The following is a 17,462-nucleotide window of genomic DNA, read 5'->3' as shown; positions in this document are numbered from 1 at the left end:
CAACCATGCAGCTTGCCTCGTTGTCAGGGTTAACTCTAGGTTTCGTCTTTCCCAACGATCGCGTTTTCCCTTTTCCCAACACCCTAAGGAACTCACACTATGGCAGTCAATGTTAGTCGTCCTGGTACCGCATTATTGGGTTCCGGGTTGCCCGCTAAAGCCAAAAAGCTGCTGTTGAAAGCGGTACCGACCATCATCGCCGTTAGCCTGTTGTTGCTGATCTGGCAATTGCTATGTTCTAATCCCACCGCCGCACTGCCTAGCCCCACCCAACTCTGGGAAGAAACAAGTGATCTGATTCTTAGACCGTTCTATCAAGGTGAGGGGGTGGATCAGGGCTTATTCTGGCAGCTATTTGCTAGTTTGAAACGGGTCGCGATCGGGTACACATTAGCCGCGATCGCAGGGATTGCTTTAGGGATTTTGATTGGAGTCAGTGTCATCATGTTCCAGGCACTTGACCCAATCTTTCAGGTATTACGGACTATTCCACCCCTTGCCTGGTTGCCGCTCTCCCTCGCTGCCCTCAAAGAAGCCGAACCCGCTGCCATTTTTGTGATTTTTATTACGGCAATTTGGCCAATCATTATCAACACGGGTGTAGGAGTGCAAAACATTCCCCAGGATTACAACAATGTGGCGAAAGTGCTGCAATTGTCGAAGCTGGATTATTTCTTCAAAGTTCTCCTCCCGGCAACCGTTCCTTATATTTTCACGGGTCTAAAGATTTCGATCGGGTTGTCCTGGTTAGCGATCGTTGCGGCAGAAATGCTGACGGGGGGTGTGGGGATTGGCTTCTTTATCTGGGATGCCTATAACAGCGGCAACTTAAGCGAAGTGATTTTAGCGGTAATCTACGTCGGACTGGTGGGTCTGTTACTGGATAAGTTGATCAGTTTCATTGCTTCTCTGGTTGTGGCTGAAGCCAACTAAGCGGCTACCACGCTGTCCGAACAACGCCTGACTTACGCCTACACTCACTGCAACTTACCCAATTCCTATGTCAGTTTTTGTTGAAGTTGACCACGTTGATCAGGTATTTGATCTGCCCAATGGCGGCAAATACATTGCGCTGAAGAACATTACGCTAGACATCCGTAAAGGGGAGTTCATCTCCTTAATTGGACACTCGGGTTGTGGCAAGTCCACTCTGCTCAACATCATCGCCGGACTGACTCAACCTGCTTCGGGTGGGGTGGTATTGGCAGGGAAGCAGGTGACGAAGCCGGGTCCCGATCGCATGGTGGTGTTCCAAAACTATTCCTTACTGCCCTGGCTAACGGTGCGTGAAAATATCGCTCTAGCCGTCAATCGGGTGATGCGAGAACTGTCTCCGGCTGAGCGCAAGGTCATTATTGAAGAGCACATTGATCTCGTCAAATTGCGTCATGCGGCAGACAAGAAACCGGGGCAACTCTCGGGTGGGATGAAACAACGGGTGGCGATCGCGCGTGCCCTGTCCATTCGTCCGAAATTGCTCCTGCTGGATGAACCCTTCGGGGCGTTGGATGCCTTAACTCGCAGTAGTTTGCAAGATCAATTGATGCAGATTGCGCAGGAACATGAACTGACCTGTGTCATGGTGACGCACGATGTTGATGAAGCGCTGCTACTGTCCGATCGCGTTGTCATGCTAACCAATGGGCCCGAGTCCTATGTGGGGCAGGTGTTGGAAGTGCCTTTTCCGCGCCCCCGGGAGCGTTTGGAAGTGGTCAACCATCCCAGTTACTACGGGATGCGGAATGAAGTGGTTTATTTCCTGAACCAACAAAAACAAGCGAAAAAGCGCAAAGTATTGCAGGCGGCACCTGTGGCTCGCAATGGTTTGGAAAAGGTCAACCTGGAACTGGGCTTTATTCCTCTAACGGATTGTGCTCCCCTGGTGATTGCCAAAGAAAAAGGCTTCTTTCAGGAATATGGTTTAGAGGATGTCACCCTGTCTCGCGAACCAAGCTGGAAAGCGATCGCAGAAGGGATTACCACCGGACGGTTAGATGCTGCCCAGATGGTGGCTGGAATGCCGTTGGCGCTAACGTTGGGCATGGGGGGTAAAGCTCCACTCCCTGTAGCTACCGCGTTAGTTATGAGTCGTAATGGCAATGCAATTACCTTTAGCCAGCGCTTGTTGCATGAAGGCGTTCGCACCCTGGCTGACTTCAAGGATTATCTGGTACGGAGTTCGGATAAAGTGCCGACCCTGGCAACGGTGCATCCTGCCTCCATGCATAACTTGATGTTGCGCTACTGGTTAGCCTCCGGTGGCATCGACCCCGATCGAGATGTCAACATTGTGATCATTCCGCCAACTCAGATGGTCAGTACCCTGAAGGCAGGCACGATCGATGGCTATTGTGCCGGTGAACCCTGGAACTCGCGGGCGGTTCAGGAAGAGTTAGGCTATGTGATCGCCACCGATCTGGATATCTGGTCAGGTCACATCGAGAAGGTGCTAGGCGTTCGCGAGGAATGGGCAGCACAATATCCCAAAACCCACCTGGCACTGGTGAAAGCTCTGTTAAAAGCCTGCGAATACTGCGACGATTTTCGTAACCGGGAAGAACTGGTGGAGATGTTGGCTCGACCCGAGTATGTCGGTGCCGATCCAGCCCATCTGCGCCCTGGTCTGGTGACTCCCTACGATCGCGGTATGGGGGACGAACCCGAAAGTCTGCTGCGCTACAACCAGTTTTATGTCGATCGCACGAACTGTCCCTATCGGGCAGAGGGGCTGTGGATTATGACCCAGTTAGCCCGCTGGGGAATTACCGCCTTTCCGCGTAACTGGTTGGGTATTCTCGATCGGACGCGGCGGTTAGATGTGTTTGGCGCAGCGGCTCGCGACCTCGGCTTGTTGGATATTGAACCGAATCGATCGCCCGTTACCCTCTCGGATGGTTCCGTTTTTAATCCCGATGACCCGATCGGGTATCTGAATAGCCTACCGATTAAGCGCGACATTCGGGTTGAAGAGATCACGATCGATACGCCAGAACCTTCAACCGTCTAAGTCTGGAGTCAGGCAAGATGAACGATACATGATGCTTTCACGGTTCATTGCCTTAACGTCAGGTTTGTCCCCATTACACATGGCTGCGATTTGATGACGGATCACCCACCCTCAAGCACTCCTATTTCTTTCCCTATGCAGACTCTCAATTCCACAACCCTGGAAACAACAACCCTCAGGCAGCAGGAACCGTTCCTGGTCATTGATCATGTCTCCAAGGTCTATCCCACGACGGGTGGCGGCACGTATACCGTCCTGGATGGAGTCAACCTGACCGTCAGTGAAGGTGAATTTATTTGCCTGATTGGTCACTCTGGCTGTGGTAAATCGACGCTGTTAGATATGGTGTCTGGATTTCGTTCTCCCACCAGTGGCGAAGTGCGGCTCCAATCCAATCGGATTACCAAACCCGGCCCCGATCGCATGGTGGTGTTCCAAAATTACTCACTCCTGCCCTGGATGACAGCGTTTGAGAATGTTTATTTGGGCATTCATTCCGTTTGGCCAGACAAGCCCAAAGCCGAAAAAGAAGCGATCGCCCGCGAACACCTGGCAATGGTGGGCTTAACTGAAGCGGCGGACAAAAAGCCCAAAGCCTTATCCGGCGGGATGAAGCAGCGGGTGAGTATTGCCCGAGCGTTGGCACTACGACCGCAAGTGTTAGTGCTGGATGAACCCTTCGGCGCATTAGATCCGATCACCCGCGAAGAACTGCAAGAAGAACTGCTCAAAATCTGGATGGAACATCAGGTCACGGTGTTGATGATTACTCACGACATTGATGAGGCCCTGTTCCTGTCCGATCGGGTGGTGATGATGACCAATGGCCCGGCGGCAAAGGTGGGTGAAATTCTGGAGATTCCTTTCCCCCGCCCCCGCAATCGTTCCCGGTTAATGGAAGATCCCAAATACTACGAACTGCGGAACGAAGCCCTTGACTTCCTCTACCATCGATTTGCCCACGATGATGTGGAGTAAGCGATCGGGGCTCGCACGATCTGCATCGATCGTCGCTATCTGTACCTATAGTCCGTTGTCCAAGTCGGATGATTCACTCCAGGGGTAGTCGGTATGACTCAAATGTCTGTTGCCCGATCGACGAATGATGCTTACCCACAACTGTGTTATTACGCCAACACCACCGGCCAACTGCAAGTTGCTCGGATCATCAATGGGGTGAGCTGTCAGAGTGAGTCAGTCGTATTTCCTGGGCAGCGTTGGCTATTTGAAGCCCTACCGGATGCCTGGTTAGAAGTTTATGTCGGGGCGACCGATCAAGTCCGCCTCCTGGAGCGGATTTCCTGCTTGCGGTTGCAGGTGCTTGAACCTCAATTCCGTCGCCGTGATATTGCTGATGTAAGTGTGGTGGAGTAACTATGACGACTAATCCAACCAAAACCGTTTGCCCCTTTTGTGGCGTGGGTTGTGGCTTGGAAGTTCTGCCCGTAGCGTCATCCCGTTCCGCCGATCGGGATCAACCTGGGGCTCCGGTGTGGCAAGTGCGGGGCGATCGCAGTCATCCCTCCAGTCAGGGGATGGTGTGTGTGAAGGGGGCAACCGTCAGTGAAGCGATCGGGAAAGATCGGCTGCTCTCCCCCATGTTTCGTTCGTCCCTGGATCAACCCTTTCAGCAGATTAGTTGGGATGAGGCGATCGATCGGATTGTGGAGCGAATTCAAACGGTACTCAGAACTCAAGGTGCTGATGCCCTCTGTATGTATGGTTCTGGCCAGTTTGTGACGGAGGACTATTACGTTGCCCAAAAGCTGATGAAGGGCTGCTTGGGCACGAATAATTTTGATGCTAACTCGCGGCTCTGTATGTCTTCGGCGGTGGCAGGTTACATCCAGAGCTTTGGCTCCGATGGCCCACCCTGCTGCTATGACGATTTGGAATTAACAGATTGCGCTTTTATCATTGGCAGTAATGCGGCTGAATGCCACCCGATCGCGTTTAATCGATTACGCAAACACCACAAGCGCCATCCCCATGTGAAACTGGTGGTCGTCGATCCACGTAAGACTCAAACGGCTGAAGCGGCTGATTTGCACCTTGCCATTCGTCCCGGTACAGATATTGATCTGTTTAATGGCATTGGTTACTTACTCTGGCAATGGGGTCAGCATCAACCGGACTTTATTCAAACCCACACATCAGACTTTGCGGCTTACGCCGAGATTCTCCAGCACTATCCCCCGGAAGTGACGGCTGCCCGGTGTGGCATTTCAGTCAGCGATCTGGAAACGGCGGCTCGGTATTGGGCAGAGGCACAGCGAGTCTTGTCTCTCTGGTCAATGGGCCTGAATCAATCGCGGGAAGGAACCGCTAAAGTCCGGATGCTGATCAACCTGCATTTGCTCACCGGACAAATTGGGCAACCTGGAGCGGGGCCCTTCTCCCTCACCGGACAACCGAATGCGATGGGTGGTCGCGAGGCGGGAGGATTATCTCACCTGTTACCGGGCTATCGATCGGTACGGGATGCCCACCAGCGGCAGGAGGTCGAACAATTCTGGGGACTACCCGCCGGACGCATTGCCTCGCAACCCGGTCGTACCGTATGGGAGATGATTCTGGGGCTGGAACAGGGCGAAGTTGGCTTAATGTGGATTGCGGCAACAAACCCGATCGTCAGCCTGCCAGATTTAGAACGGACAAAAGCGGCCTTACGGCGATCGCCGTTCACGATTTATCAGGAAGCTTACTACCCCACAGAAACCACAGCTTACGCCCATCTCCTGTTACCAGCGACCCAATGGAGCGAAAAAACGGGTACGATGACGAACTCGGAACGGCGGGTATCCTTGTGTCCGGCATTCCAGCCTCCTCTCGGTGAAGCCCGAGATGACTGGGCGATTTTTGCCGAAGTGGGTCGGCGGTTGGGCTTTGCCGAGCAATTCCAGTTCCAAACGGCGGCGGAAGTTCATGCCGAATTTGTTCAACTCACCCGCGATCGTCCCTGTGATATGTCGGGGATCAGTCATCAACGCTTACAGGAAACAGGACCATTACAGTGGCCTTGTCCGGCAGTTCCTCCAGAGAACCAGCCAACCTCGGCTCGGCTCTATAACGATCTCCAGTTTCATACCCCCGATCGGCGTGCCCGATTTGCCGCCTATCACTCTCGCGGCTTGGGCGAACCTCCGGATGACCGCTATCCGTATGTGTTGACAACGGGTAGGTTGTATGGACACTGGCATACCCAGACTCGCACCGGACGCACTGAGAAAATTCGTCAGATGCATCCTCATCCGTTCATCGAAATTCATCCCCGCGATGCCGCATCTTTAGAGATTCAGGATGGCGCATTAGTGGAGGTGCGATCGCGGCGGGGGATGGCACAATTTCCTGCCAAGATTACCCAGGCGATCGCTCCGGGGACGGTGTTTGTCCCGATGCACTGGGGGGAACTGTGGGCAGATCGGGCAGAAGCGAATGCCTTAACCCATCCCGAATCCTGCCCCGATTCGCATCAACCGGAACTGAAGGCTTGTGCCGTTGCCCTCTTGCCGATCGGCATGGCATCTCGTCCCTGCGAACTCTCGGCTCCTGCCTACTCGGTGTAAGCGGCGTTAGAAGCGGGTGGTTACAGGATCGTTCATAGGGAGATCGAAATTCGGAGGGGTATACCAGCCTAATCGTTGTTTGAGCAGTAGCCAGAAGAACGGTAGGTCGTCTACTAAGTAACGTTTCCACAACCGTTTGGGATCGGAATAAATTCGGAATAGCCATTCAATCCCCATACGGCTCATCCATTTGGGCGATCGGCGAATGGCACCCGCTTCAAAATCGATCGTTGCCCCTACCGCTAAGAAGATTTTGATGGATTTGAACTGATCTTTGTACTGACAAATCCATTTCTCCTGTTTCGGTGCCCCGACACCAACGGCTAAAACGGTGGCTCCAGATTGATTGATCATCTCAATGATTTCCTGACACTCAGCCTCGTTTTTCTCAAATCCGAAGGAGGGAGAATGGGCACCAATGATAATTTCGCGCCCTACCTTGCTGTTAATTTTGATTCTGGCGCGATCGGCAACGCCGGGTGCTCCTCCTAACAAGAAGATTTTGATCGCTTCATTGTTCCGATGAAATCGACAAAAGGTGGGAAAGAGATCTGAACCAGAGATTTTTTCCTTCAAGGGAGTGCCTAAAAACCGCGAGGCATACATGAGGATCTGGCTATCGCAAACCTTGTAATCTGCCTGGAGATAGGTCTGAAAAAACTCAGCATCCCGTTGTAATTTCATCAAATGATCGACATTCGGAGTTAGCACAACGCCAGTTTTGAGTTCTTCCAAAAACTCGATAATCGATAGGTTATCGATCGGAACGTTTAAAATATTGACCGTTTCCCAGCGCTGATTTCCTGAGCTATCCAGTCGCCGACTGTAGGTTGCTCCTAAGAGGATATGTAGGAACGTTTTGATCAGAATTTTGGCATCTAAGCGATGTTTCCAGGCATCAATGTAGGAAAAATCAATTTCCAACACCTGCTCAAAGGTCATGCCATACTTGCGGCGGTTGATTTGCCAAAGTCCGGTCATCCCTGGCTTAACGGTCAGCCGTTGCCAATCGGTTTTCGTGTAAAACTGGACTTCATCTAAGGTGGGTGGACGGGTTCCCACCAGGCTCATGTCTCCTGTCAAGACATTGAGGAATTGGGGCATTTCATCCAGATAGAACCGTCTTAATAGCCGACCTACGCGAGTGACATGGGGTTCGGTTTGACTATCAAAAAATTTGCCACCTTTTTCATAAGCCACTTTCAGCCGATAGCGCTCGGCATCAGGGGTAGTCGTGCGGAAGCGCCGTAGTTTAAACTGCTTCCCGCGCAGTCCGACCCGAGGTTGGGCAATGACAATGGGGCCTGGGGAGTTCAGGTAAATTGCCAGAGCGATGAAGGGAAACAGAATGGCTGTGATGAGTAAGCCAGCGATCGCACCAACAATATCCAACAACCGCTTCAATCCACTTAACGTAGAAGAATGGGGAGTGAGACTAAAAAGCTCAATATCATAAATTTTGGCTTGCCGTTCTAAGGCCTCTTCGAGATCTCGCTTCGTGATCAGCCCAGATTGCCGCAGAATTTCTCCCAGCATTTGCCATCCAACGGACGCGGCTTGCTGACGTTGGGTTTGTAATGCAGCGTCCAATTGGCTCTGAGTAATCAGACCTTCTTTTAACAGGATCGAACCTAAAGAATACTCACTCATTGCCCGTCAACTATGTGGTAGAGAATTAGATTAAGCTAGCCCTTGCTCTTACGCTAGAGTGCCCACCCGCACCCAGTCATCCTCAAACTTATTAGCAGAAAGATCACCCGATCGCAGATTTCTCTAGCTCCAGCGTTAGTCAGGTTGCATCGTTGGTTTAGCCAGATTGTCGATTCGCATGGCTGACCGACTAGGGCGTGTTGTACTCAATTAATTGCGCCCGTCGCCGCAGCAACTTACCTCCATAAAACTGTATGAGTCCCTGGGCTTGGGGAAATTTACCCAGCATGCAGAACAGGGCGTATAGTCCGGCATCCTTGGCACTCAACCCGGTGCGATGGAAGTAGCGATAGATGCGATAGCCCATGAAGGGATACAGCCCTAGGAGCAGTAAACTCCAGCCCTGAGTCAGCCAGAGAGTGCCTAATGTAACAATGGGTAGAGCGATGCCCCAGATCCAAATGCTATTGGTTTCGCGAACCCAATGCCGTTCGGGGGGAGCCCCATGCAGCCAAGCGCCCTCGGCAAAGGCATGGCCCGATCGCAGCGTCCGCTTCCACCATTGCGAAAAGCGAGTGATCCGGGCATCATGGCGAGTCATTTCGGCATCCAGGCGCAGAATTCTGCCCCCCTGCTGGCGCAACCGCACACATAATTCTGGTTCTTCCCCGGCAATCAGAGTGGGATTGTAACCACCGACCTGACGCAAGGCGGCAACCCGCATCAAGGCATCCCCACCGCAGGCTTTCGCTTCTCCGATCGGCGTATTCCATTCAATGTCACATAGGCGGTTATAAATTGAGGCATGGGGATACTGTTCCCGCCGCCGCCCACAGACCACCACTACCTCCGGGTGGGCATTGAGGACGTGTTGTGCCTGTTCCAGCCAGTCGTCCACAATCTCACAATCACCATCCACAAACTGAACGTATTCTACGTCTGGATAGTGGTCTAGCAGATATTGAAAGCCAGTATTGCGGGCGCGGGCAGCGGTAAATGGAATGGACAAATCCAGTTCGACCACCACCACTCCCAGCGATCGTGCCATGCTGACACTGCCATCGGTAGATCCCGAATCGACATAGACGATCGGGTCAGCTTGCCCGATCACGGACTTTAAGCACTGACGTAGCCGTTCACCTTCATTGCGCCCAATGGCAACCAGTCCAACTCGACTCAATGGTATTCTCCCCCGCTTCCAGATGCTGATTTGCAGATCAGCCCTAGAGTGCCCAAGACCCTAACGGCTGTATCACTGAATGGCATCACTATCATCACTGGATCACAGTCATGCCGACGTTTCAAGTAGAACACAGGTTTACGGGAAGCTGGCAGCCAGGAAAGTAAACTTAGCAGTGATCCACTGATTCATAAAGTTATGCTTAATAATTGAGCGATCGCGAAAAAGTCCGTTTAGACCGAGCAAGCCTTGATGTTGCGACGGCTTAATCCTGTCAGGACACTCTTGGCTCGCATTTGGGGAGTGCCATGCCAGTTGGGTGACCAGACCTCGTAGCCCCCGATCGCGTAGGCAAACCGCACAATTTCTTGAATATCCTGATTATCGAAGGTCAAATTGGGAATCACCGCCATATACACACCACTCAGGCAATCCGCTTGTAGTTCACCCAAAACGGTAGAGCCAGGATGGAAGCCAAACGCCACCTGCATACCGTGGGCATATTCATGGGCAACGAGGTAAGCCAGGGCGGCATCACCATAGCGGTAATAGGCGAGATTTTGGATGCCTTGCCCAATGTAAATCGTATGATTGCGGGGACAATATCCGGCATTGTTGGCATCGATCGCGCCACAAGGGGAAACAAATCCGCGCGGAATGTTGTAATACACCTTGGGTTTAGCCACATTGCCATGAATCTGGTTAATTCCAGCCACCACGCCACGAATCACCGCTTGGCGAGATAAATTGGCATACGCTATGTCGGCAGCACCCACAATGACAGCGACTAACAACCCAATGATGAGTAGCCGATAAAACCGCTTCATTGCCCCTCCTGCCATCAGGGAAATCTCAAGTATTTCGATCTAAGCCCTAAATTACTCAAGCGGCAAGTGATTTCGCCTCATCAGTTCTTTATTTTTCCACCTTAGAGTTTGAACATGCTCCACCCTGTTCTTATTTATGTCGCTATTGATGTCGCTGTCCGGAGGGGTCATGTCGGTGAAACGTATTTTGGTGGTTGATGACGAAGCTAACGTCCGCGAGGTGGTGCAAGCTTGTCTCAGGGACTTGGGAGGTTGGGAGGTCTTGGAAGCGGCTTCCGGGCGAGAGGGACTTACAATTGCGGCGATCGAACAGCTTGATGCGATCGTGCTGGATTTGATGATGCCCGAAATGGATGGATTAGCCTTTCTGCGGGCATTGCACAGCAACCCTCAAACCCAAACCATTCCCGTTGTGATGCTCACGGCTAAAACAGCCTGGATCGATGCGAATGGTGTCGGTCAAAGTGGGGCAAAGGGAGCCATCTCCAAGCCCTTTAACCCGATTACGCTGCATCAAGAGATCGCTGAGGTGTTGGGTTGGGACATAGATGATGAATAATGCAGGACGATGAATTGGGTTTACCAGTGACTAATTACAGCATGGGGTAAGCCAGCCCCCGCTAAGAATCCACTGGGAAATTGCGTACTGGCATCACAGCGAATATTTTGTAGCAACGTTTTATGTAAACTAGCCCCTCGTAGATTTGCCCCCCTTAAATCGGCTCCTTGTAAGTTAGCCGCATCTAAATTAGCCCCTAATAATGATGTATTGCGTAACGTTGCCCGAGCTAAATTGGCTCCGGTTAGCTTGGCTTTAACTAAATTCGCTTGACTGAGGTTGGCTTCAATGAATACTGCTTGGCTGAGGTCAGCGTAACTCAGATCAATCCCCGTCAGGTCGGCGCGAATTAAGGATGCCCGTACCAAATTCGCTGCTCGTAAGTTCGTTTGGGTGAGTAAGGCGACCCGTAAGTATGCCTCACTCAGATTGGCAACCGAGAGATCTGCCCCGGAAAAATTAGTGCCATTGAGTTTGGCTTCACTCAAATCAATGCCATCTAAGTTAGTGCCTCTAAGGTCAATGCCATTCATAAATGCCCGACTCAGTTTCACGCCACTCAGTCTGGCTCCTTTCAGGTTGGCTCCACTCAGGCGGGCTCCGGTTAAATTTGCCCAACACAGATTGGCGGCAGCTAAATTCGCCGATCGCAAGTTAATGCCCTGCAAATTGGCACCACATAGATTCACGCCTTGTAAATTAGCCTCCCGCAAATTCACGCCAGTTAAAATGGCTCCACTCAAACTAGCCCCCGCCAGATCCGCTCGAACTAAATTGGCACCTGTTAAATTTGCTTTGGTCAGAATGGTATTCACCAGGCGAGCCTGCGCCAGTTTGGCATAACTCAGATCGGCTCCGTACAGTAATGCTTGATCGAGGTTGGCGCTAATCAGGGAACAGCGCACTAATTTGGCAAAAGCTAAATAAGCCTGGGTGAGATTGCTGTGATCTAAATTGCGCTGACTGAAGTCTGTCCCAACCAACTGGAGTGAGTGGCGATCGATAGGGATTTGACTCATTGGAATATCCTGGGCTGCCATACTGTAATCTCCTCTGTAACCGAGCCGAGGGGTGACAAGATGTAGATATGTCTGTCATCAATTGAGTAGCGAGATGAATAAACTGTAGTGGGATAAATTTATTAAACTCTACATCGTTTGTCCGTCCTGGCAATCGTTCATGAATCTAATTAGTAGCACCCCAGTTAGCAGCATCACCGATTGATAGGTCAATTTTTGACTGGATTGATCACTATCAATGCCACCGATCTTGGCATCGGTTTCCGGCAACAACCTGCTAGTTGTCTAACGGGAACTCTAATGTAAAGCAGGTTTGTCCGTAACTACTGGCAGCCCAAATACTGCCACCGAGTAGTGTGGCTAATTTCTTGATCAATGCCAGTCCAATGCCCGTTCCACTATAGCGGCGGGGATCATGACTGGGTAAGCGATAGAACAGATTAAAAATCATCTCTAGTTGGTCAGGTGGAATTTCACTTGGATTAGTCACGCGGATCTGGAGACGAGGATGGGGGGACAACGGGGGCCCCGACTGCCACAACGGCGGGTGTTCAGCGCCGATCGCTACATTGATGGCGATCGCAATGGTGCTACCAATGGGAGAGAACTTACAGGCATTGGTCAGCAGTTCCGCCAGGATGCGATTGAGGACACAGACATCAGTATCGATCGCGGGTAGCTCGGATGGCAGGTCGATCGTCCATTGATGCTGGTGTTCGTGGGTGCGCTCTTGAAACGTTTCGACTACCGTTGGTATCCAGGTTTGCAGTTCCAGCGGACAGAGCACCAGGGGGTAGTCATTGGCATCGACCTGTTGTAAGGTCAGCAGATCGGAGACTAAATCGAGTTGGCGATCGCTCTCTTCTAACAGCACGTTCAGGCATTGATGGATGCGATCGTGATTCACCGCACTATCGGTTTGATCCTGAATTAATACGCCGGGATGCTCCAGAATAGTGCTTAAAACCTGGGCTGAGATTTTAATGCTTGATAACGGAGTTCTGAGTTCATGGGAAATTGAACTGAGGATATCATCTTTGAGGCGGTTGAGGGTTTCTAATTCTGCAATTCTGGCTCGGACAACTTTGTGATCGCGGGCATAATGTAGGGCGATCGCACATTGCTTGGTCACCTGTTGCGCGAATCGAATATCCAGGTCATCAAAGGCGGCTTCACCACTCCGACATAACCACAAATCGCCTAAGACAGTATGTTCATCCACAATGGGACAGGCTAAGACGGAAAAGGGAGCGCCAGATAATGCCACATCATTTAAATGGGTACAAAATTGCACCGTTTCGCCCTGTAGTAATTTCTGTAAGATCCCAGGATCATTATAGGTATTCAGCACACAGCCTAAGGAGCGTGAGGCATCGGCTGAATATTCATGAGTAATGGAAAAGTTAGCATAGTCCGAACTATAGGTCGCTGTGCGGCAACAATCTAGCTTTAATACGGTACCTAATTCTTCGACAACAACCTGCATAATATAGTCTTCATTTAGCGACTTCCATACCTCCTCGGTAATCCGCCGAAAACTCAATTCATAACTGAGTGATCGCTGAAGTTCCTCGGTGCGTTGGCGAATTTGCTGTTCTAAATCTGGTTTTGAACTCGGTTGCCCATCTGCCTCGATCGCGGATTCTAAAGTCAGTTGAGTCTGAGCTTCTGGCTCGTGCTGGTCTTTAGCGTTAATCAATGTTTTTGGGGTCATATAATCTGTGACATCTTGAATTGAAAGGAGAGCATTAAATGTAGTTTTCCCCGCGATCGGAACGGCAGTTACAGTTGTATGTTGAATTTGTAATCGTCCATCCTCGCGTCGGGCTGGAAGTAGATGAGGATGCAACTCTGCTGAAAAAACTCCTGACACCCCAATTTCAAATGTTTGTTTTAATCGCTCTATATATTTCAGTTGAGCAAAGTGGGGAAAGATATGGTGAATCGGGCAACCTACAATCTGTTCCCGAGGAATATTTGTCCATGTTTCTAATAGCCGGTTCCAGAACAGCACCGTTAAGTCTTTACGTAAGATGCAGGCTCCGATCGGGACTAGATCAAGTATACCGATCGCTTCCATCGATAGTTGCGAAATGATGCACTGCTCCCCATTAATCTTGTTCATATTTAGCTATCCTTGATTGCTCTAAACCCCGATCGATACAAATACATTAATTCGGATAAAACACTGACCTTAGTCAATAAGTTGTTTGAATGATTGACTAGATAAATGTTTTAGATAAGAAGGTATTGAATGAGCCAGTACGCAACATTAACAGGAGGTTGCCAACTAGCTGTAATGGTGCAACTTCTAACTGGGTTGGGACAAGTAGCACCATAGAATGACTCACTAGATCTGTGAGTGGTAGGAGATTTTCGGTACTGGTTTGGCGATAAATTGGCATGGAGGTGTGTAGTGATTGATGGATATGAGCAATCACTGTTTCTAAGATGTGATTAATTAACACACTGGCAATTTCTAGAAATGTCCCGACTCGTAATCTATGTAAATCCTCAACATCAATCGGTTCTCGATTCACGATCGATAAGAGGCGGGCAGTGCTTTCCAGCGAGAGTATAAACTGTACTGTCCCATTCAATTCCCCCGCAAAGTTAACACTGGCGACGGATAATTGAACTTTGCCAAACTGCCGAGTTAACTCATGGCAGATATCGAGTGGCATTAACACTTGAATGGCAGCAGGTTCTACATAGACATCCAAGTTAATCAGGTGCTCTAGCGTTCTAGCGGCTCGATCGACAGCCGTGTGGATCAATTCCTGTAGCGCTTCCAGTTGAGCCGTGGTTAAATTCATTCCTTCCCCCCGCTGGCTATGGCTTGGCAGTTGATGGTTAGCTTCGCAACAGTTGGGGTGAGGACACTGACAGATCTGAACATCTGCATAGAGTTCCAGAGCGGATACCCAATGGCTAAATCGAGCATTCGCCGCCGTTGTTAGGACTAAGCTACATCCATCATAGAACCAGCAACGATCGCCAGTAATTGCCCCAAAACTTTGATGGAGTAAGGCTGGAGAGACCTGGCAACCTAGAGTTTGGTTAAGCAAGTTTTTATAACCATTCAGATATTGACCGCTTGATGTAGAAGCGATCGATCGCACCGATGTTAGCCACCCTTCTATTAGACTTATGATCATCAGCCTTGTCCCCATCCTCAGCGGGCGTACAGGCCTTCCACACTCAAGCGCAAAGTCGCTGTGAAATGACGGATTAACCAGTGGGAAAGTTTTGGAATGTAGGGTGTTCTGTATTCTCTCTTGCCTCAAGTCTGTGAGATTTCTGCGTAGGCAACAATAGAGCGTAATGATTCTTATTAGCTAATGGCAATAGACTAAATCTATAGAGTAATGCTCAAAGATGGCTCCAAAGGGCAAATCAAGCGTTTAATTAACTCTCTCTATGAAGCAGTTAATTAATAGTTTGCAATGTCACTTGGAAGGAACATAGTCAATGTGAGCATGGGCTTGTACGGTGGCTTTTCCAGTTGCGATCGCGATGGTGTGTACCTGAAACGTAGTACCCTGATTCGCGAGAGCACAGAGGTTAAGGGTGCGGCGCAGATGCGCGATCGCAGGAGCCAGCCAATGCTCTGGGATGGGTTCGCCGTGAACCGTTGATGCCAACTCAACGGTGTAGTCCTCTAGATTCACCTGGGGAGTCGCAATCCATTGGCCAGAGCAGACCCTATCTGGATTCGACCATTGCCAGGTCAGGGCGATCGTGCCTTCAGCCGCAAAGGTACAGGTGACACAGTCTAGGGTATTGCAGCTATCTGTCGGGGTGAGTGGGTGGAGTTCTGCGATCAGGGAGTCTGTAAATTGCGTTTCAGTCAGCGTCAGGCACAGTACCCCGGTGGAGGGATGTAGTAGCTCAATTTTGCGGCGCATGGCACTTTTAACATTTACAGCCGCCGTCCCAATATCGAATAGAAAGGCTTCTACCCGCAGGTTTGGTTGCAGCAAATATCCATGAATATGAATCGTGATCGCATCAACTTCGCCCTGGGTAAGTCGGTTCAGGGTGGTTTTGATGCGGACTTGAAGGCGATCGGCATCTACCAACCGGGACAAAATCACTTCAATGACTTTGTTAACTGCTCGTTCGCTAAACCGTTGCTTTTCCATGAGCCAAGCCAAAATACTTTAGTTAAGCTGCCATGGGGAAGGGGAGCGATTTGACATTATCAAGGAGAAACACCTGGTAATGGCTCACCTCAGGGATGGATTTCAAAGCGACTGGATTTTCATACAGGCAGCAGGCTTTGCCTAACGATTGCAGGTAAGCTTGGGCTGCGTCGATCGACAAGGAACCTTTAAACCATAGGAGTGCGTGCGTGACCCCAGGCAGGTTTTGCAGGAGTAGATCGTAGGGATATTTGTTGTAGGTGAGCGATACTTCTTCTCCGCCCGATAATACTGTCAGCGAGTCCTGCATTTCGGCGTGAATATTCTGAAGTGCTTCAGCCTTAGAAATTGTTTGGCGGTCTTTCTCGTAGGTTTGAATTAGCTCCGAACTACGCTTATATTCAACTGGCAACTGATCTAACACACCCGTATTCACAATGGATTCAAGTTCTTGCCAGGTTGTAGGAAATTGGAAGTCCATACAAATCTCCTTCTTCAGCGTGGGAGAGAAAATTAGCATCGGGCTTTTCCCTCCTCTTCCTATTAGTTATCTCGACTTAATCCCAGATTTACTCAGTGTGCCTACAGAACTTTTGCCAGGTAAGTTGTGGGAGAGTCGTGCAATCACGTAAAGCTGTTTGGGGATCAAGGATTGCAGTAAGCGCAGTAAGTGGGATCGGCTGTAGTGCTGCCATCAGGGAACAAAACTTCTTGACATGCTTCGCATTTTTGACAACCGTAGACTACCGATCGCGTCAAACGAGTTGGCAAATTGCATAGCTCACACAATAATCCTCGCCGTCGTTCTATTACTTTCATACCGGGACAACCGCATTCCGGACAGGTTTGATTTGCCGCTTTCACTAAGTTGTGAGTTGCCTGGGCAATCACCTGCATTCGAGTTGGATTGTAGAGTGCCCGCATATCAGTTTCTAGATGAATTGTGCCCGTTGGCGATCGTTCAAATGCTGTTTCAACAGCCGTAATAAATTGTGCCTCCGTCGTAATTCCCTTCACTATCGTACTAGGGTTTTGTAAAGATGAACTTAAACTAACAATTAAACCGTGTTGAGGAAAACCGATTTTTTGGGCAAATTCTTGCGCTTCATCAAGGGTTTTAACTGTTTGATGATTAAAGTTCGTATTTAGAGATAATTCTTCGCCAATAATTTCGATCTGATGGCGTTGATCGATCAAAATGACTAATTCACGGTTGCCAGGAATGGCTGGAAAACTGGGATGGGGCGCAAAACTGCCCTCACTGGCGATCGCTAAGGTTGCCCCAGTCAGGTCTAAGGCAGCTTGGGCTTTGATCCGAGCAGTTTCGAGTTGATTGCCGGGACGACTGCGCTCGCGGGTAAACGTCCCAAAAACATCGGTATTCAATTGTTCGGGAATGATGACTTTTATGCCTAATTCTTGTTCTAAAATCGGGGCAATCGCCTGTTCTTTGCGATGCATTGTTGCCAGAACCGCAACCCGATTAGCAAAGTAGTCTGTGGTCATGCG

15 protein-coding genes are annotated in these 17,462 nt (G+C 50.2%); 6 read left to right on the top strand and 9 right to left on the bottom strand.

Annotation, left to right across the window (positions count from 1 at the left end; translation table 11 throughout):
* The first annotated feature begins 99 nt into the window (after positions 1-99).
* The 5 genes from ntrB (at position 100) to ACN4EK_RS03200 (ending at position 6,573) form a co-directional block, all read left to right on the top strand.
* Positions 100-933, top strand: a complete 834-nt coding sequence (ntrB, locus tag ACN4EK_RS03220; RefSeq protein WP_431656039.1) for a nitrate ABC transporter permease — start codon at positions 100-102, stop codon at positions 931-933.
* Positions 934-1,000: 67 nt separating this feature from the next.
* Entirely contained in the window at positions 1,001-3,007 is a 2,007-nt protein-coding gene (locus ACN4EK_RS03215) for an ABC transporter ATP-binding/substrate-binding protein (RefSeq protein ID WP_431656038.1), read from the top strand.
* A gap of 135 nt (positions 3,008-3,142) precedes the next feature.
* A complete protein-coding gene (locus ACN4EK_RS03210) occupies positions 3,143-3,985 on the top strand; it encodes a nitrate ABC transporter ATP-binding protein (RefSeq protein ID WP_431656037.1) in 843 nt (280 codons plus the stop codon).
* 93 nt (positions 3,986-4,078) lie between these two features.
* Complete coding sequence (locus ACN4EK_RS03205; protein ID WP_431656036.1) at positions 4,079-4,381, top strand: DUF1830 domain-containing protein; 303 nt, start codon at positions 4,079-4,081, stop codon at positions 4,379-4,381.
* Positions 4,382-4,383: 2 nt separating this feature from the next.
* Positions 4,384-6,573 carry a molybdopterin oxidoreductase family protein gene (locus ACN4EK_RS03200; RefSeq protein ID WP_431656035.1) on the top strand — a complete coding sequence of 730 codons (2,190 nt, stop codon included), beginning with the start codon at positions 4,384-4,386 and terminating at the stop codon, positions 6,571-6,573.
* A gap of 6 nt (positions 6,574-6,579) precedes the next feature.
* Here ACN4EK_RS03200 and ACN4EK_RS03195 read toward each other — a convergent pair whose 3' ends face one another.
* The 3 genes from ACN4EK_RS03195 to ACN4EK_RS03185 form a co-directional block, all read right to left on the bottom strand.
* On the bottom strand, positions 6,580-8,223 hold the full coding sequence (locus tag ACN4EK_RS03195; RefSeq protein ID WP_431656034.1) for a WecB/TagA/CpsF family glycosyltransferase: 1,644 nt from the start codon (positions 8,221-8,223) through the stop codon (positions 6,580-6,582).
* 190 nt (positions 8,224-8,413) lie between these two features.
* A complete protein-coding gene (locus ACN4EK_RS03190) occupies positions 8,414-9,403 on the bottom strand; it encodes a glycosyltransferase family 2 protein (protein WP_431656033.1) in 990 nt (329 codons plus the stop codon).
* Between the two features lie 233 nt (positions 9,404-9,636).
* The gene (locus ACN4EK_RS03185; protein ID WP_431656032.1) at positions 9,637-10,230 is read right to left on the bottom strand and encodes a neutral zinc metallopeptidase; all 594 of its coding nucleotides are present in this window, start codon (positions 10,228-10,230) and stop codon (positions 9,637-9,639) included.
* Between the two features lie 169 nt (positions 10,231-10,399).
* Between ACN4EK_RS03185 and ACN4EK_RS03180 the strand changes: the two genes are divergently transcribed.
* Positions 10,400-10,789, top strand: coding sequence for a response regulator (locus tag ACN4EK_RS03180; RefSeq protein ID WP_431656031.1), 390 nt, complete (start codon positions 10,400-10,402; stop codon positions 10,787-10,789).
* A 20-nt stretch (positions 10,790-10,809) separates the two neighbouring features.
* Here ACN4EK_RS03180 and ACN4EK_RS03175 read toward each other — a convergent pair whose 3' ends face one another.
* From ACN4EK_RS03175 to ACN4EK_RS03150, 6 genes are all read right to left on the bottom strand, one after another.
* Positions 10,810-11,808 carry a pentapeptide repeat-containing protein gene (locus ACN4EK_RS03175; protein WP_431656030.1) on the bottom strand — a complete coding sequence of 333 codons (999 nt, stop codon included), beginning with the start codon at positions 11,806-11,808 and terminating at the stop codon, positions 10,810-10,812.
* Between the two features lie 277 nt (positions 11,809-12,085).
* Positions 12,086-13,933: an ATP-binding protein gene (locus ACN4EK_RS03170; RefSeq protein WP_431656029.1), complete on the bottom strand. Its 1,848-nt coding sequence runs from the start codon at positions 13,931-13,933 to the stop codon at positions 12,086-12,088.
* 97 nt (positions 13,934-14,030) lie between these two features.
* Positions 14,031-14,966 (bottom strand): hypothetical protein, encoded by a 936-nt coding sequence (locus tag ACN4EK_RS03165; protein WP_431656028.1) that lies wholly within the window; start codon positions 14,964-14,966, stop codon positions 14,031-14,033.
* Positions 14,967-15,257: 291 nt separating this feature from the next.
* Positions 15,258-15,953: an LmeA family phospholipid-binding protein gene (locus tag ACN4EK_RS03160; protein ID WP_431656027.1), complete on the bottom strand. Its 696-nt coding sequence runs from the start codon at positions 15,951-15,953 to the stop codon at positions 15,258-15,260.
* A 22-nt stretch (positions 15,954-15,975) separates the two neighbouring features.
* The gene (locus ACN4EK_RS03155; RefSeq protein WP_431656026.1) at positions 15,976-16,473 is read right to left on the bottom strand and encodes a hypothetical protein; all 498 of its coding nucleotides are present in this window, start codon (positions 16,471-16,473) and stop codon (positions 15,976-15,978) included.
* Between the two features lie 125 nt (positions 16,474-16,598).
* Positions 16,599-17,459 carry a DUF6671 family protein gene (locus ACN4EK_RS03150; protein WP_431656025.1) on the bottom strand — a complete coding sequence of 287 codons (861 nt, stop codon included), beginning with the start codon at positions 17,457-17,459 and terminating at the stop codon, positions 16,599-16,601.
* Positions 17,460-17,462 lie beyond the last annotated feature (3 nt).

The organism is Pantanalinema rosaneae CENA516, from assembly GCF_050753385.1.
In the GTDB taxonomy this organism is placed as follows: Bacteria; Cyanobacteriota; Cyanobacteriia; order Leptolyngbyales; family Leptolyngbyaceae; genus Pantanalinema; species Pantanalinema rosaneae.
This window is presented reverse-complemented; position numbering and strand designations above follow the sequence as displayed.

Bases quoted from the DNA above. Each gene is read 5' to 3' on its own strand.
- ACN4EK_RS03155 (WP_431656026.1), bottom strand. From the start codon at position 16,473: ATGCTAATTTTCTCTCCCACGCTGAAGAAGGAGATTTGTATGGACTTC.
- ACN4EK_RS03195 (WP_431656034.1), bottom strand. From the start codon at position 8,223: ATGAGTGAGTATTCTTTAGGTTCGATCCTGTTAAAAGAAGGTCTGATT.
- ACN4EK_RS03180 (WP_431656031.1), top strand. From the start codon at position 10,400: ATGTCGGTGAAACGTATTTTGGTGGTTGATGACGAAGCTAACGTCCGC.
- ACN4EK_RS03160 (WP_431656027.1), bottom strand. From the start codon at position 15,953: ATGGAAAAGCAACGGTTTAGCGAACGAGCAGTTAACAAAGTCATTGAA.
- ACN4EK_RS03200 (WP_431656035.1), top strand. From the start codon at position 4,384: ATGACGACTAATCCAACCAAAACCGTTTGCCCCTTTTGTGGCGTGGGT.
- ACN4EK_RS03215 (WP_431656038.1), top strand. From the start codon at position 1,001: ATGTCAGTTTTTGTTGAAGTTGACCACGTTGATCAGGTATTTGATCTG.
- ACN4EK_RS03170 (WP_431656029.1), bottom strand. From the start codon at position 13,933: ATGAACAAGATTAATGGGGAGCAGTGCATCATTTCGCAACTATCGATG.
- ACN4EK_RS03150 (WP_431656025.1), bottom strand. From the start codon at position 17,459: ATGACCACAGACTACTTTGCTAATCGGGTTGCGGTTCTGGCAACAATG.
- ACN4EK_RS03205 (WP_431656036.1), top strand. From the start codon at position 4,079: ATGACTCAAATGTCTGTTGCCCGATCGACGAATGATGCTTACCCACAA.
- ACN4EK_RS03210 (WP_431656037.1), top strand. From the start codon at position 3,143: ATGCAGACTCTCAATTCCACAACCCTGGAAACAACAACCCTCAGGCAG.
- ACN4EK_RS03165 (WP_431656028.1), bottom strand. From the start codon at position 14,966: ATGATCATAAGTCTAATAGAAGGGTGGCTAACATCGGTGCGATCGATC.
- ACN4EK_RS03185 (WP_431656032.1), bottom strand. From the start codon at position 10,230: ATGAAGCGGTTTTATCGGCTACTCATCATTGGGTTGTTAGTCGCTGTC.
- ntrB (WP_431656039.1), top strand. From the start codon at position 100: ATGGCAGTCAATGTTAGTCGTCCTGGTACCGCATTATTGGGTTCCGGG.
- ACN4EK_RS03175 (WP_431656030.1), bottom strand. From the start codon at position 11,808: ATGAGTCAAATCCCTATCGATCGCCACTCACTCCAGTTGGTTGGGACA.